General features: G+C 69.7%; 12 protein-coding genes. 5 read left to right on the forward strand and 7 right to left on the reverse strand.

Translation table 11 applies throughout. The features are described from left to right. Nucleotides 1–9: 9 nt before the first annotated feature. Nucleotides 10–1,173 (reverse strand): acyl-CoA dehydrogenase family protein, encoded by a 1,164-nt coding sequence (locus ACFC3F_RS12350; protein WP_376130004.1) that lies wholly within the window; start codon nt 1,171–1,173, stop codon nt 10–12. A gap of 160 nt (nt 1,174–1,333) precedes the next feature. Continuing rightward, the gene (locus ACFC3F_RS12355; RefSeq protein ID WP_376130007.1) at nt 1,334–2,566 is read right to left on the reverse strand and encodes a D-alanyl-D-alanine carboxypeptidase family protein; all 1,233 of its coding nucleotides are present in this window, start codon (nt 2,564–2,566) and stop codon (nt 1,334–1,336) included. Between the two features lie 121 nt (nt 2,567–2,687). Between ACFC3F_RS12355 and ACFC3F_RS12360 the strand changes: the two genes are divergently transcribed. Continuing rightward, complete coding sequence (locus tag ACFC3F_RS12360; RefSeq protein WP_376130010.1) at nt 2,688–3,755, forward strand: Rv2578c family radical SAM protein; 1,068 nt, start codon at nt 2,688–2,690, stop codon at nt 3,753–3,755. A gap of 48 nt (nt 3,756–3,803) precedes the next feature. Continuing rightward, complete coding sequence (locus ACFC3F_RS12365) at nt 3,804–5,066, forward strand: glycosyltransferase (RefSeq protein WP_376130013.1); 1,263 nt, start codon at nt 3,804–3,806, stop codon at nt 5,064–5,066. Nucleotides 5,067–5,106: 40 nt separating this feature from the next. On the opposite strand, the gene ACFC3F_RS12370 is transcribed toward ACFC3F_RS12365, so the two are convergent. The 4 genes from ACFC3F_RS12370 to ACFC3F_RS12385 form a co-directional block, all read right to left on the reverse strand. Then, entirely contained in the window at nt 5,107–7,254 is a 2,148-nt protein-coding gene (locus tag ACFC3F_RS12370; RefSeq protein WP_376130016.1) for a DEAD/DEAH box helicase, read from the reverse strand. Nucleotides 7,255–8,424: 1,170 nt separating this feature from the next. Next, nucleotides 8,425–11,814 carry an efflux RND transporter permease subunit gene (locus tag ACFC3F_RS12375; protein ID WP_376130019.1) on the reverse strand — a complete coding sequence of 1,130 codons (3,390 nt, stop codon included), beginning with the start codon at nt 11,812–11,814 and terminating at the stop codon, nt 8,425–8,427. Nucleotides 11,815–11,950: 136 nt separating this feature from the next. Beyond that, a complete protein-coding gene (locus ACFC3F_RS12380; protein WP_376130022.1) occupies nt 11,951–12,937 on the reverse strand; it encodes a DNA topoisomerase IB in 987 nt (328 codons plus the stop codon). Nucleotides 12,938–12,942: 5 nt separating this feature from the next. Then, a complete protein-coding gene (locus ACFC3F_RS12385; RefSeq protein ID WP_376130025.1) occupies nt 12,943–13,212 on the reverse strand; it encodes a Rho termination factor N-terminal domain-containing protein in 270 nt (89 codons plus the stop codon). A gap of 205 nt (nt 13,213–13,417) precedes the next feature. Here ACFC3F_RS12385 and ACFC3F_RS12390 point away from each other — a divergent pair, with 205 nt between their 5' ends. Continuing rightward, a complete protein-coding gene (locus ACFC3F_RS12390; RefSeq protein WP_179520274.1) occupies nt 13,418–13,582 on the forward strand; it encodes a hypothetical protein in 165 nt (54 codons plus the stop codon). 85 nt (nt 13,583–13,667) lie between these two features. Here ACFC3F_RS12390 and ACFC3F_RS12395 read toward each other — a convergent pair whose 3' ends face one another. Further along, a complete protein-coding gene (locus ACFC3F_RS12395) occupies nt 13,668–14,432 on the reverse strand; it encodes a MerR family transcriptional regulator (protein WP_376130028.1) in 765 nt (254 codons plus the stop codon). Between the two features lie 148 nt (nt 14,433–14,580). Here ACFC3F_RS12395 and ACFC3F_RS12400 point away from each other — a divergent pair, with 148 nt between their 5' ends. Both ACFC3F_RS12400 and ACFC3F_RS12405 read left to right on the forward strand, forming a co-directional pair. Next, nucleotides 14,581–15,438: a DUF4097 domain-containing protein gene (locus ACFC3F_RS12400; protein WP_376130031.1), complete on the forward strand. Its 858-nt coding sequence runs from the start codon at nt 14,581–14,583 to the stop codon at nt 15,436–15,438. Further along, nucleotides 15,438–16,052: a PadR family transcriptional regulator gene (locus tag ACFC3F_RS12405; RefSeq protein ID WP_376130034.1), complete on the forward strand. Its 615-nt coding sequence runs from the start codon at nt 15,438–15,440 to the stop codon at nt 16,050–16,052. The genes ACFC3F_RS12400 and ACFC3F_RS12405 overlap by 1 nt, the downstream gene beginning before the upstream one ends. Nucleotides 16,053–16,108: the final 56 nt, after the last annotated feature.

The raw sequence follows: 16,108 nt of genomic DNA on the forward strand, positions 1-16,108 counted from the left end.
CGGTTCGGGTCAGCGCTTGCCGACGATCTGCCGGCTGACGAGGTCGCGCATGATCTCGTTCGTGCCGCCGTAGATGCGGTGCACGCGGGCGTCGAGGTAGGCGCGGGCGATCGGGTACTCGGTGATGTAGCCGTAGCCGCCGTGCAGCTGCACACCGGCGTCGAGCAGTTCCGCCTCGCGGTCGGTGGTCCAGAACTTGACCTTCGCGGCCTCTTCGGCCGTGAGCTTCTCGTCTTTGTAGAGCAGCATCGCCCGGTCGACATAGGCCCACATCACGTCGACCGTCGTGGCCATGTCGGCGAGCGTGAAGCGGGTGTTCTGGAAGTCGGCGATGCGCTCGCCGAACGCCTCACGGCTGAGCGTGTAGTCGCGCGTCCACGCGAACGCCGCCTCACCGGCCGCTGCGGCGGCCACGCCGATCGAGAGGCGCTCGAGGGGCAGGTTCATCATGAGCTGGATGAAGCCGAGGCCTTCCTTGCCCCCGATGAGGTTCTCTTCGGGAACGAACACATCCACGAACGACATCTCGGCGGTGTCCCACCCGTGGAAGCCCATCTTCTCGAGCTTGCGGCTGTGGTCGAAGCCCTCCATGCCGTCCTCGAGGATCAGCAGGCTGAACGCGTCGGGGCGGTTGCCCTCGCCCGTCTTGACGAAGGTCACGACCATGTCGGCCGTCTTGCCCGACGAGATGAACGTCTTCGCACCGTTGACGAGGTAGCCGCCGTCGACCTTCTTCGCGGTGGTCTTGATGCCGCGCAGGTCCGAACCGGCACCGGGCTCGGTCATCGCCAGCGCGCCGAGGATCTCACCGGTGGCCATTCCGGGGAGCCACTTCTCCTTCTGCGCCTGAGTGCCCATGTGCACGATGTACGGCACGGCCAGGTCGTCCTGGATGCCGAACGCGCCCGCGAGCGAACCCTGACCCGCGCCGATCGTCTCCTCGAGCACGATCGAGCGGAAGCGGTAGTCCTGAAGCATCCCCGCTCCGCCGAACTCCTCGGGAACGGACAGTCCGATGATGCCCGCCTCGCCGGCCGCCAGCATGGTCGCGCGGTCGATCTCGCCGTCGGCTTCCCACTGCTTGCGCTTCTCTTCGGTCGCGTACCGCTTGACGAACTCCTTCACGACGTCGCGGAAGGCTTCGTGGTCCTCGTCGTAGATGTCGCGTTCCATGAGCTGCGTCCTTTCGTGAGCCAAAAAAGGCGGGCCTGGTAGGCCTCGTCGCCGCAGGCGAGTCTAGCCGCGGCATCCGTCGTCAAGCCATCGTTGTGACATCGCATCCCACGTTTCGCGGTACTCGGTACCTCGTTTTGTCGGATGCCTCCACCCGGCGTCAGTGCTGGTGGTCGTAGTGCGGCGCGGGCGGGAGTCCGAAGAACTCCTCGAGCGTGCGCCAGCCGCCCTCGTGGTATTCGCGGGCCAGCTCCACGCCGATGTAACGCAGATGCCACGGCTCGGACAGGTACCCGGTGACGTCGGTGCCGCCCTCTTCGTAGCGCACGACCCAGCCGTACTGCCACGCGTTCGCGGCGATCCACTCCCCCTGGGTCGTCGAGGCGAGATCGTCGATCGTGCCGCACGTCTCGGCGCACGGCACGACGTCGGCCGCCAGGCCCGACTGGTGCTCGCTGTATCCCGGACGCGCGCTCACGAGATCGGCCTGGTCCCCACCGCGCACGCGCGCGTGGTGCTCATAGGTCGCGATCTGCGTCGCGTACGAGCGGTAGGCGCTGGCGACGCCGATCTCTCCCGCCCCGCCCGCGATCGACGCGGCGGCCATGTGCGTCATCGCTTCGGCGGCTTCGGCACGCAGTTCGCCCCCGCCGAGGTCTCGCATGCCGGCGGGCACGGCAAGGCTTTCGGGGGCGTAGTCGATCGGCACGAACGGTCGCGCCTTGTCGACGACGAGCCACGTGCGTGCGGGGTCGTCGAGACGGATGCAGGGAGCCAGACCCGACGCGACAGCGTCACGGAACACCGTCGCGCCGCCCGCCGCGGTGATCGCCGCGGCCTCGTCTCCGGCCGCGATCGCGGCGAGCACGGCGGGTTCGCCGCACGGGTCGGGGACATCACGCACGATGACGGAGGTCTCATCCGGAGCGAACGCCTCGGCCGTGAGCGGCAGCGCCCCGAGGCCGGGCAGGGCCTGGATGCGCACTTCACCGAGCGTGTCCGCGACGGCCTCGTCGGCGACGATCGCCACCGGCGCCGGAGCGAGCGCGACGGTAACCGCCGACGCCGAGCCCACGACGATGAGGCTGGCGACCGTGAGAGCCGCGCTGACCGAGGCCTGCACGGCGTGGCTCATCCGCGCGTGACGGATCGGCGCACGGCGGCGGCGGCCGGGGAGCAGGGGCGCCGGGCGCGCCGCGACAGGGGGCAGCGGAGGCAGCGAGGCCTTGAAGATCGGCGGGGTCTGCGACGACGCGGATGCTGCATCGCGAGCTTCGCGCAGCGCTCGACGCGTGAGCGGGATCCCGTCGGAGAGCCGCCCGGGCGCGGCGGCGCCATCGCCTGCCGCGTGCGCGGCGCGATGCATCAGGGGGGACTGTTCGGAATCGGGCACCGCCTCCTATTCTCCCCCGCCGAGGGGCCTCGGGGCCAGTCGTCGCGCGAGTCGGCGCGGCACTTCGAATCTTCGCGCGTGGTCGCTTGACATAGTTTCGTAGTTCTGTTCCCATAGGTGCATGCGATGGCAAGGGCAGGAACTGGGCGTACCGGATGCCGCGGCCCTGCCGGGTCTCGAGCAGCTCAACGGGCTCGTCCGATCCGTGAGGACACCCGAGTTCGCCGACATGACCTTCCACGAGGTCTTGTGCAAAAGCGCCCTCAACCACGTTCCGGGCTCTTCGGCGATGCCGTTCGACTGGACGATCAACCCTTACCGGGGCTGCAGTCACGCATGCAGCTACTGCTTCGCGCGGGGCACCCACGAGTATCTCGACCTCGACGCGGGGCGCGACTTCGACTCGCAGATCGTCGTCAAGGTCAACGTCGCCGACGTGCTGCGGCGAGAGCTCGCGCGCGGCTCGTGGAACCGAGAGCACGTCGCTCTCGGCACCAACACCGACCCGTATCAGCGCGCGGAGGGCAGGTACCGACTCATGCCCGGGATCATCTCGGCGCTGACGGACTCGGGCACGCCGTTCTCGGTGCTCACGAAGGGAACGCTGCTGCGCCGTGATCTGCCGCTGCTGGCCGAGGCCGCAGCATCCGTCGACGTGTCGATCTCGATGTCGATCGCCGTCTTCGACGACACCCTGCAGCGCAGCGTCGAGCCCGGCACACCGTCGGCGACGGCGCGGCTCGAGACCGTGCGCGCCGCGACCGCCGCGGGGTTCCGCGTCACCGTCTTCCTCATGCCGATCCTGCCCCACCTGACCGACTCGGTGGCGGCGATCGACGATGCTCTGCAACGCATCAAGGATGCCGGTGCCGTACGTGTCGTCTTCGGCGCGCTGCACCTGCGGCCCGGCGCCAAGCAGTGGTATTTCCGCTGGCTCGAGCGCGAGCATCCGCATCTCGTGTCGGCGTATCGCGGGTTGTATCCAGGGGCATCGACGACCGCGCCGAAGGCCTATCGAGCGTGGCTCGCCAAGCGCGTGCGTCCCCTCATGCGCGTGCACGGCCTTGACGGACACGACGAAGAAGCCACGCCACGCAGGTCCGCGCCGTCGGCGGCGGCCACACGGTCACGAGTCGTCACGACGACCCGTGGCCGCGCGGCCGAAGCCGCCCCGGCGATGCTCTTCTGAGTCTGTACGAACCGTCCGGCACGCGCGACAATGGTCGCGGAAGACCCGATGGCGCGAATACTGCTCTCGGCCGCCCCCTTCACGGGGCACGTCGCTCCGATGTGCTCTGTCGCGCACGCGCTCTCTGCACGGGGCCACGACGTGCGGGTCTACACCGGTCCCGCCTTCGCCGACCAGGTGGCGGCAACCGGTGCGCGTCTGCTGCCGTGGCGGAAAGCGCCTGACTTCGACGAGAACGATCTGCAGAGCACATTCCCCCGCCTGATCGGAAAGAAGCGCCTCAGCCAGGTCTTCATCAACATCACCGATGTGTTCATCGGCACGGCGCCCGAGCAGGTCGACGACCTCCAGGCGGAGTGGGACCGCGAGCCGTGGGACGCGATGGCGGGCGACGACGTATCGGTCGGCGCTGTGTTGTTCGCCGAACGGAGCGGTGTGCCGTGGGCGACCGTATCGGTGCTGCCGCTCAACATGGCGGCTCCGTCCGGACCGCCGAGCGGACTCGGCCTTGCACCGGGCCGCACGGCCATCGTGCGCACGCGAGACTCGGTACTGCGCGCCGCGGTGCCCCTGCTGTCGCTGCCCTTGCGCCGCCCGCTCGCGCGCGCTCGCGAACGCGTCGGGCTGGCTCCGTCGCGACGCACTTTCGATCGTGTCGTGTTCTCACCACGACTCGTGGTCGCCAGCGGCGCCCCGCTGCTCGACTTCGCACGCACGGATCGACCCGCGCACGTCCACTTCGTCGGGCGCCTCACGGCGCTTTCGCAGGGCGAAGTACCCGCCTGGTGGGGTGACCTGGACGCACGACGCGTCGTGCACGTGTCGCAAGGCACCCAGAACATCGACCCCGCCGATCTCATTCGCCCGGCGGTCGAGGCCCTCGCCGACCGCGACGTGCTCGTCGTCGTCTCGACCGGGATCCGGGATCGTGTCGAGCTGCCCTTCCCCGTGCCGCCGAACGTGCGCGTCGCCGGAGTCCTTCCGTATTCGGCGCTGCTTCCGCGCCTGGAGGCCATGATCACCAACGGCGGGTGGGGCGGCACCCTCGCCGCACTCTCGCACGGCGTCCCGCTCGTGATCGCGGGCGGCGATCTCGACAAGCCCGAGATCGCCGCGCGCGTGGCGTGGTCGGGATCCGGCGTGAACCTGCGGACCGGAACCCCGTCGGCGGCGAAGGTCGCCGACGGCTACGACCGTGTCATGGACGACCCGGCGTTCCAGGATGCCGCCGGCCGAGTCGCGCAGCAGCTCAACAGCCTCGGCGGCGCCCCGCGCGCTGCGGAGCTGCTCGAGACGCTCTTCGCGTCCTGATCGCCGTCACGCTGCGACCGTTCGACGGCGACGTCGTCGCCTACTCGGGAACCGCCTGCCGGCCGGAGATCTCCTCGAGAAGATCGTCGCCCAGGCGCACCTCGTCGAAGGGCGCCTCGATCTCGGCCCGATCGAGCAGTTCGGTCATACGACGGCGGCGCTGACGGGTGATGAGCGTCACGACGTTGCCGGCACGACCCGCGCGGCCGGTACGGCCCGAGCGGTGCAGGTACGTCTTGTACTCGTCCGGCGGATCGGCCTGCACCACGAGATCGATGTCATCGACGTGGATGCCGCGTGCGGCGACGTCGGTCGCGACGAGCACGTTGACGCGGCCCGACGTGAGCCGGTGGAGATTGCGCGTGCGCTTGGCCTGGTTGAGGTCGCCGTGCAGCGCGACGGCGTTGATGCCCGCATCGTCGAACTGCTCGGCCAGCATCTCGGCGTACGCACGCGTGCGCGCGAACACGAGCGTCTTGCCCTCGCGGTCGACGAGCGACGTGAGGATCTCGGCCTTGTCGCGGTGGTCGATGAGGAGCACGCGGTGGTCGATCGTCGAGGACTCCTGGTCTTCTCCGGCGACCTCGTGAACGGCGGGCTCGACGAGGAACTCGTCGACGAGCGCCGCGACTTCGCGGTCGAGGGTCGCCGAGTACAGCAGCTTCTGGCTGCCCTCGGCGGTGTGGCGCAGGATCCGCTGCACGGGCTCGAGGAACCCGAGCTCGCACATGTGATCGGCCTCGTCGAGCACGGCGATCGAGATGTCGGACAGATCGAGCTTGCCCTGCTGGACGAGGTCCTCGATGCGACCGGGGGTGCCGATCACGATGTCGACGCCCTTGCGGAGCGCACCGACCTGACGCGCCTGCGGCACGCCGCCGTAGATCTGCGTCGTGAACAGGCCCACGCTGCGGGCGATCGGCTGGATCGTGCGGTCGAGCTGCAGTGCGAGCTCGCGCGTCGGGGCGAGGATGAGTGCCCTCGGCGCACGGGCGAACTCACGACGCTTGCCGGCCTGGCTGCGCAGCACGCTCTCGACCAGCGGCGCCCCGAAGGCGATCGTCTTGCCCGAGCCCGTGCGTCCGCGCGCGAGCACGTCGCGACCCTCGAGAACGGCGGGGATCGTGGCGGCCTGGATCGGGAAGGGGCGCGCGGCGCCCAGTTCGGCGAGGACGCGGACGATGTTCTCGCCGAGTCCGAGGTCGCCGAACGTCAGATCGGCGACGTCGCCGGCCTGCAGTGCCTCGGCCTGCAGACGCTCGTGCACGACATCGACCCGCTGCTCGTCGCGCGCGGGCTTGGCCGTCCAGTCCGAGCGACCGGGGCGGTTGTCCGTGCCACGGCGAGGGCGGTCGTCGCGACGGTCGGCGCGAGGCGCGGGGCGACCCGCGTCACGGCCGCCGAAGCTGCGGTCGGACGAACGCGTCCGGTCCTGCGATCGGTACGGTGCTCGGTCGTTCGACTCACGGCGCGGGCCGCGGTCATCCCGGTCGAACCGAGGACGCTCGCCCGACTCACGGCGCGGGCCGCGGTCATCCCGGTCGAACCGAGGACGCTCGCCCGACTCACGGCGCGGGCCGCGGTCATCCCGGTCGAACCGAGGACGCTCGCCCGACTCCCGGCGCGGGCCGCGGTCATCCCGGTCGAACCGAGGACGCTCCTCGCGGCGGTACGACGGGCGCGCGTCGCCGTGCGTGCGGCGTTCGGTGCGGTCGACCCGGTCGGCGTACGGCGGGCGACCGCGGTCGCGGTCACCGGCGGGGCGCTCGGTACGTGCCGCGGGGCGGCCGGTGCCGCGAGCATCGCGGTCGTTGCGGTCGAACGAGCGCGATCCGCCCTGCGGCGAGTAGGTGGGCCGGTCCGAGCGGGCTCGCTCGTCGCGCCGCGGCCGGTCCTCGTCGAAGCGGGGACGATCGCTGCGCGCGTGCGTGCGGATGCCGCGAGCCTCGTCGCGGCCCGCCTTCTCCTGCGCCGACCAGCGGCGCTTCGGTTCGGCCGCGTCGGTCTCGGCGGGACGATATCCGCGGTGGTGGGGGCTCTTGCTGCCGGGCTTGTTCGCGCTGGCACGGCCGGGAGCGGCGGCATCCGGTCGGCGCTTGCGATCCTGGTACGACCCCTTCTTCTCGCCATAGCGCGGCTCGAAGTTCTTGGCGGGGCGACCGCCGGCGGGCTTCTTGTTTTTGGGCATGATGATGTCCTTGTGGGTTTTCTCGCACGAAACAGCGCCCGCGCAGCGCGCGGGCGTACCCGGACATCCGTCGGCCGGGGGCCATTCTCAGTGATGGTCATGTGCGTCGATCGACGCTCACCATCGGCCCCTTTGGACTCACAAACCCATCCGCGCGTGCGATGAACACGGCGCGGCGTCCTGAAGCCGACTTGTCAACATTACCGGTCATCGGCTGAAAGATCACTGTTCACCGAACGCCTCTTACACCCATTACCCTATGAAAGGTCGGTGACTTGCCGTCAGCTGGGGAGAACTTAAGCCACCGGCATGCTCCGCGCACGAGCCGGGCCTGGGGGAGGTCGGGTGTACACGTGCGAGGCGTTGCCGCTACCCACGGTAACTTCATGACCTATCTGCTCTCGGAGACACCCCGACCTGTCGCCCTGGCCGCCATCGGGATGTCGGGGGCCCCTTCGAAGCGACCCGCTCTGCGCGTCTCGGGGTCGCACCGCCTCGGCACACTCGCGACCGGCGCACTCGTGCTGGGGGTCGCCGTGGCGATCCTCACGACGAGCGACCCGTACTGGTGGCACCTGCACTACTCACAGCTCGGCACGTTCCAGGACTTCTCAGCGCGCGCCTTCAACGCGACCGTGATCGTGTCGGGCCTGCTCCTCACGGTGTACGGCATCGTGATCGGCGTCGACCTGCCCGAGCGGATCTCGCAGCGCCGGGCGATGTGGATCCGCTGCTCGATCTCGTCAGCCGGCGCGCACATGATGATGGTCGGGCTGATCCCGATCCCGGTCAGTTCGATCCTGCACGACATCGCCGCGACGGGGCTCGCCCTGTCGTTCCTCTCGTTCGTCGCGTCGGGCCTGCGCTGCCGCGCGCTGTCGAACGCATTCCGCCGCTTCGCCGTGGTCGGGGTGATCCTGCTCGCAACGGGCATGGTCGTGCTGGCCGCCGGTCTCATCACGCTCGCGTTCTACGAATCGCTCGCCTTCTCGACGATGGGCGTCTGGCTGCTGGGCCTTCCGCGTGCGATCTGCGCGCAGGACGACGAGACCGCGGATGCCGCATCCCCCGCGCTCACCCCCCGCTCGTCGCCGCGCGAGAACATCCTGACGACCTACCCCGCGCCGATCCGCGCCGTTCGTCCGTCGAAGCCGTCGACGCGCGAGCGCATCAGTCCTCGCGCGCCGGCCGTTCCTCAGCTGCGTCGCCGGTCGTCGTGGCGTCGTCCGTCGGGTCACCCGCGGAACCTGGCTCGTGCTCGGGCTCGGGCACGTCTGCGGCTGCGGGCTGCTGTTCGTGCCCGCTCTCGGGCTCGAGCTCACGCGCGGGAGACGTAGCGTCGGACTCGCGAGACGACGACGCGTCGGCAGGCTCAGCGACCGCGATGGCTGAGACTCCCCCCGCGGCGGCGGCCTCCTGCAGGCGACGCTCGCGACGCGTCGCGGGTGCGTCGGCGGTCGATGCGCCGACGACGACAGGCTCGCCGCGTCGCGCACGGCGGCGCTCCTTCGCGCCCTCGACGAGGTTGTAGAGGGTCGGCAGCACGAGCAGCGTCAGCACGGTGGACGAGATCAGGCCGCCGATCACGACGATCGCGAGCGGCTGCGAGATGAACCCGCCCTGACCGGTGATCCCCAGGGCCAGCGGCGTCAGCGCGAAGATCGTCGCGAGCGCGGTCATCAGGATCGGACGCAGGCGTCGCGAGCTTCCGGCGACGGTGGCGTCGCGCGCGGTCAGCCCCTTCTCGCGGTACTGGTTGACGAGGTCCACGAGCACGATCGCGTTGGTCACGACGATGCCGATCAGCATCAGAACGCCGATCAGGGATGCCACACCCAGCGGCACGCCCGTCACGATCTGCAGCAGGATCGCGCCCGTCGCCGCGAACGGCACCGAGACGAGCAGCAGGATCGGCTGTCGCAGCGACTTGAAGGTGGCCACCATGACGATGTAGACGATGAGGATCGCCGCGAGCAGAGCCAGACCCAGCTGCGAGAAGGCATCCGCCTGCTGCGAGACCACGCCTCCCAGCGACGCGTCGGCCGATGCCGGCAGGTCGGCGTCGGCCAGCGCGGTCGTGACGGTGGCCGACGCCGCCGTCAGATCATCGGTCGACGGCGTGACGGTCACCGTCGAGGTGCGCTGGCCGCGCTGCGTCGTGATCGAGGTCGGGCCCTCGCTCTCCTGGACGGTCGCGACCTCGGACAGGGGAACCGGCCCGACCGCGGTCGGCACCTCGAGGGCGCGCAGCTCGTCGAGAGTCGCGGGGGTCTGCGAGGCGGCGAGGAAGACCGTCAGGGACGTGTCGTCGATCTCGACCGAGCCGACCTGCTGCGGACGCATCGTGTTGGACACCAGAGCGCCCACGGCGACCTCGGACAGGCCGAGCGATGCCGCGGCGTCTCGATCGACCGAGACGGCGATGTAGGGCAGCGAGGCGGAGAGGTTGCTCGTCACCTGACCGAGGCCCTCACCTCCGGCGAGCGCAGCGACGACGGCATCCGTGGCCTCTTGCAGCGTCGAGCTGTCCGGTGCCGTGACGTCGATGGCGATGTCGCTCGACCCGAAGCCCCCGCCACTCGCGGCGATCGTGATCTCACCCGCATCCTCGAGATCGGCGATGGCATCCTGGACGTCTTCGCGCAGGAGCACCTGGTCCACGCCGGGGTTCGTCGTGATCGAGTAGGTCACGCCGGTGCCGCCGCCGGCGAAGGCGTCACGCAGCGCGGAGCCGCTCGACCCGATCGACACCTGCACCGTCTCGATGCCCTCGATGTCCGCGAGCACGGCCTCCACCTGCTCGGCTGCCGCAGACTCCGCCTCGAGCGATGCCGCCGGCCCGATGCTCTGCGTCATCGTGAAGGTGTTCTGGCCGGAGTCCCCGAGGAAGTTCGTCTTCATGAACGGCGCTGCGGCGGCCGTGCCGCCGAGCACGAGGACAGCCAGCAGAAGCGTCGTCCACGAGTGCTTCAGGGTCCAGTTCAGGACCGGCAGGTACGACTTCTGCAGTCGGCTCGGCGGGGCGGCGGGGTCTTCGGGGTCGATCGCCCGGCCCGCGGCATCCAGGATCTGCGTGCCCGGACGCAGGAACCAGTAGGCGAGCACCGGCACGATCGTGAGCGCGACGAAGAGCGAGGCGAGCATGGCGATCGTGGTGGTGAGCGCGAACGGCCGGAACAGTTCGCCGGTGACGTCATCGACGAACGCGATCGGCAGGAAGACGGCCACCGACGTGACCGTCGAGGCGGTGATCGCCGCGGCGACCTCACGCACACCGATCAGGATCGAGCGCTTCTTGTCGGCGTCACCGACGTAGTGCCGCTTGATGTTCTCGATCACCACGATCGAGTCGTCCACGACGCGTCCGATCGCGATCGTGAGCGCACCGAGCGTGAGGATGTTGAGCGAGTAGCCGAGCGCCTGGATGCCGACGAACGTGATGAGCACGCTCGTGGGGATGGAGATCGCCGTCACGAGCGTCGAACGCACCGACATCAGGAAGACGAGGATCACCAGCACGGCGAAGACGAGGCCGAGCAGGCCCTCCTTCGCGAGCGCGTCGATCGACTCCTGGATGTAGGGCGCCTGGTCGAAGACGACCGTGAACTCGGCCCCTTCCAGGTCGTTCTCGAGTGCGGGGAGCACCGCGAGCACACCCGTGCTCACGTCGACCGTGTTGGCGGCGGGCAGCTTGGTCACCGCGATCGTGAGCGCCGGCTCGCCGTCGACGCGCGACACCGACGTGACGGGGTCCTGGTCCTGCACGACCGAAGCGACATCGCCGATCGTGCGCTGACCGGCGGCGAATTGGTCGGCCGAAGAGGGCACGAGCGGCAGCGCGGCGATCTGCTCGACGGAGTCGATCTTGGTGCCGGTCTGCACCGTGAGCGTCTGCCCGGCCTCGGTGACATCGCCGCCAGGGAACAGCACGCCGTTCTGGTCGAGGGCGTCGGTGATCGCCTGCTGCGTGTAGCCGGCGGCGGCGAGCGCAGCTTGGTCGGGAGTGATCGTGACGCGCTGGCCGATCCCGCCGACGATCTCGGCGGCATTGACGCCGTCGACGTCCTCGAGCTCGGGGATGACGATGGACTCCAAGCGCGCCTGGATCGTCTCGGCGTCGTCGTAGCCCGTCACGGCGAGCTGGATGACGGGGAAGTCGTCGATGCTCGCGGAGATGACGTTGGGCTCGACGCCGTCGGGCAGCTGACCCTGTACGCGGTTGATCGCCTGAGCGATCTTCTGTTCGGCCGTGGCGAGGTTCGTGCCGTACGAGAACGACGCCTGGATGATCGACGCGTTCGTCGTGCTCGTCGCCGTCGTCGTCTCGAGGCCGGGAACCCCCTGGATCGCCGCTTCGATGGGGGTGGAGACGTCGTTGTTGACGACCTCGGGCGACGCGCCGGGGTAGGCCGAGACGACGATGAGCGCCGGGAACTCGATCGACGGGATGAGCTCCTGCTTGAGGCTCGTCAGCGCGAGCCCGCCGAAGATCGCGGCGACGATCGTGATGAGCGCGATGAGCGCGCGGTTCTTCAAGCTCAGGACGGCGAGGTTCGACACGGGGGCCCTTGCGTGATCGTGAAGGATGCCGCGGCGCGATACTCGCGCTGCGAGAGCCGGCGCTGCGGATACGAGAACGTATCCGGCTCAGTATCCCACGGCGTTTCTGAGCCTCCGCCGACAGCGCGGATCGCTGTCACCGCGCCCGGCGCCGGGCGGCGCGGACGACGAGATCGCGGATCGCCGACTCGGGCGTGATGCCGAGGTCGAGCAGCTCTCCGCGCCCGTACGCCGAGAAGACCCGGGGATCGATGTAGCTCCCCCGGGCGACGGCGGGTGTGTTTCCCAGCGCGGCGGCCGTCGCGTCGACGGCGAGCTTCTCGGCCTGCTTGCGCTCTCGGGCCGTCGCCGCCGGCCCGATCCGCGCGAGCGCCTCGGCGGCGAGGATCGTGCCGCGGAGCGTCCGGAAGTCCTTCGCCGTGAAGCGCCCGCCCGTGAGGGCGCGCACATGGTCGTTGACGTCACCCGGGCGGAGCGCGACGCGCCTCCTGCCGTGCCGGTAGGCGAGCAGGGCCGCACCCGGCCGCCCTTCGACGAGCAGGGGCATCACGACGGCGAGGTCGTCATCGGCGATCTCGAGGAGCGCCCGCTTGCCGCTCTTGCCGGGGAACGAGAGCGTCACGACGGATTCCTCGACGACGGCGTGGCGTCGCTGCAGGGTCGTCAGCCCCCGGCTGCCGTGACGGTCGAGGTACCGGGTCGAGCCGACGCGCGGTGCCGCCGTGTCGAGCAGTCGGAACGCGACGGCCAGGACGCGCTCGCGGTCCAGCTCGTCGGCGCGCAGCGCCACCGTGACGCGCCGCCTCGCGCTCGGCAGCGCGGCCGCGAGCGCGAGCGCACGGGCGAACTTCCCGCGGTCGCGTCGAACCCGCCACGCGGAGTGATAGACGTACTGGCGCCGGCCCGCGGCATCCGTCCCCACCGCCTGGATGTGGCCGAACGGCTCCGCGGAGATCCAGACGTCCTGCCAGGCCGGCGGGATGACGAGCTGCGAGATGCGCTCGCGGTCGGCGCCGGTCGCCGCCCGCCCGTCCGCCTGCACGTAGCTGAAGCCGGAACCGGAGCGCACGCGACGCAGTCCGGGGTCCTCGTCGGGACGCACCCGGATGAGTCGATCCGCCACCGCCGTCAGTGGTTGCGGAGCATCGAGATGAGCTCCGCCTTGCGCTTGCCCGAATACCCGGTGATGCCCAGCTCCTTCGCGCGCTTGCGAAGCTCGTCGACCGTCCAGTCCTCGTAGTCGCCGGCCTTGCCCCCGCGCCGGGCGACTTCCTTCGCGCCGTCGCGGGCCGCGGCGTTGGAGATGCGGGCGGCCTTCTCCTTCGAGGCTCCGTCGTCGCGCAGCTCTTCGTAGAGCTCGGGCTTCTTCAGACTATTCGATCCGCGTCCTCGGGGCATGGCTCCTCCTTCGTCGTGCCTCGAACGGTACGCGGACGCCGTGGGCGGGCGCAGGGGCTTGACACCCGTGCGCCGCGACCCCACTAGCACCATAAGAATCCGGGGTGCAACCCCTGTCGACGTTCGCGACGGGAGTGCCATGGTAGAGACGTGCTCAAGCACGCGGTGCGATCAGATCGTGCCGTTCAGAGAAGGAGGACTCTCCATGAACATCGCGCTGATCATCATCATCGTGGTCGCGATCGTGCTCGCCATCGTGGGCGGACTCGGTGAAGCCCTGAGCTGGCTGCTGTGGGTCGCCCTGATCGTCGGAGTCATCGCGCTCATCGCCCTGTTGTTCCGGCTCATCAGCGGCAGCCGCCGCACATAAGTTCGCGTCGCGCTGTCGGGGCAGCGACGCTGAGAGAACGGATGCCGCAGACCGGTCTGGTCTGCGGCATCCGTCGTCTCTCGGCTCAGAGATTCGCGTCCGCGTACACGCGCAGCGCATCGCGCACGAATTCGGCGCCGGCCGACCCGCCGGCATCCGTCGCGTAGTTCGCGCCGAATCGCGGGTCGGCGACGTACATCTCGCCGAGGCCGAGCACGTAGCCCCGGATCGTGTCGCGAGCCGTCGGTGCGCCGGGCACGGACCTCAGCCACTGGACGTGGCGCTCCGCGAGCGCCTGCGCCTCGTCGCTGTCGGGCGCTGCACCGCTGTGCGCGGCCGCTATCCAGTCGCGGTTGAGGTCGGAGACGCGTCGCATCCACGCGGCCTTCGCCGCGTCGTCCTGCGCTCGCCACCAGGCATCGCCCGCCGCGTAAGCATCCGCGCCCCAGCGCTGTTCGACTTCGTCCTTGTACTTCGTGTGGTCGAAGCCGTCGAACATCTTCTCTGCCATGAGTTGTTCACCCCCTCTCAATGCCGTCACGGTCGATACGACCGACGCGATCTGTCGCGCCAGCCGCTCCTGCTCCTGCCGAAGCCAGGCGAGATGGCTCTTGAGAGCCGCCTCCTCGGAGCCCTCGCGCTGCAGGATCTGGGCGATCTGGGACAGCCCGAGCCCGAGGTCGCGCAGCAGCAGAATGCGCTGCAGTCGCACGAGGGCGCTCTCGTCGTAGTGGCGATAGCCGTTCGATGCGATGCGCGAGGGCGCGAGCAGCCCCCGCTGGTCGTAGTGACGCAGCGTGCGGCTCGTCGTGCCGGCGAGCTTGGCGATCTGCTGGATCGACCACTCCATGGGCTCTCCTGTCTTCGTGTGACCCACGCTAAAGGTTGACGTAACGTCAAGGTCAAGTGGATGTTCCCTGAATTTCCTCGGCATGACGCGATATATCGTGTTACTGTCGCGGCACGCGATATATCGCGAGATGAAACCTGGAGGAAGCATGGACTACGAGAAGTGGGTCGTCCACCCCGGCGAGACGCGCGTCATCGACATCGAGACGGTGCGCGCACTCAAGATCGGACTCGTCGGCGGCCAGATCGACGTCGTCGCGCACGACGAGCCCGGTGTCCGCATCGAGGTGCACAGCGTCACGGTCAAGGATCTGCGGATCGACGTGACCGACGGCACCGTCGAGATCGACCATCCGCAGCTGCGCTGGGACAACTTCCTCGAAGTGTTCCGCAACTTCGGCGACGGCGGCCCGAAGGCCGAGATCAGCGTCGCCGTGCCCCGCTCGATCGCGCTGACCCTCGGGGTCGTGTCGGCGAGCGCCCTCGTCACCGGACTCGACAGCGATGCGCGACTGAACACCGTCTCCGGCGACATCATCGTCGACGGGTTGACCGGCGACGTGACGGTCAACGCCGTCTCGGGCGATGTGCAGCTGCGCGGCCTCGACGGGTCGTTGTCGGCGAACAGCGTCTCGGGCGACGTCGCCGTGACGGGCGCGCTGCGCAAGGTGACGATCGACACCGTCTCGGGGGCCGTCTTCGTCGACCCCGATGGCGCGATCCACACCGTCAACCTGAACACCATCTCGGGCAACGCGACCATCCGGCTCGACGACGGCCTCGCCGCGAACTACGTCGTGCGCAGCGTCAGCGGACGCGTGCAGATCGACGGCACGGTGCGCTCCGGCCAGAAGACGGGTCCCGCGACGAACTTTACCGGTTCGACCGGCGAGCTCAGCGGCACGTTCGTCGACATCCGCGCCAACTCCGTCTCGGGCGACCTGACGGTGCTGCGGCGGGTGGGCGTGCAGACGGATGCCGCCGGCGCCGACGAGGAGGAGTGGTGATGAGCCCCGTCTTCTCGCACGGCGACCTGCGCCTGTACCTGCTCAACCTGCTCGATGAGGGCCCGCGCCACGGCTACGACATCATGCAGGCGCTGTCCGACCGCACGGGCGGCACCTACACCCCGAGTGCGGGCACGGTGTATCCGCGCCTGGCGAAGCTCGAGGAGGAGGGGCTCGTCACGAAGTCCGTCGACGGCCGCAAGACCGTCTACGAGATCACCCCGGCCGGCCGCGCCGAGGTCGCCGCTCGCGCCGACGACCTGCAGGGCATCGAAGAGGGCCTCGCCGACAGCGTGCGCCTCATCGCCGACGAAGTGCGCGGCAGTGTGCGCGAAGCGATGAAGAGCCTGCGTGCCGACCTCGCGGCGGCGAGCAAGCAGGAGCGCCAGAAGGCGGAGTCTGCACCCCCCGCGCCGTCGGATGACGTGCGCAGTCGCAGCCGCGAGCAGCTGCACCGCGCCGACGCGCTCGTGAGCGCATTCCGCGGACGCGTGCGCAGCGACGTGCGCTCGCACGTCGCGCGGGGCGGTGAGCTCGCGGCATCCGTCGTCGATGAGCTCGAACGCGCCATCGACGACGCCGCTCGCACCCTCACCCGCGCCCTCGACCGCTGACCCCGTACCCAATACCGGTGAGACTGCATCGGGGCGCCGAGACTGCGGGGTTCACC

It is taken from the genome of Microbacterium sp. NPDC055910 (assembly GCF_042271185.1).
In the GTDB taxonomy this organism is placed as follows: Bacteria; Actinomycetota; Actinomycetes; order Actinomycetales; family Microbacteriaceae; genus Microbacterium.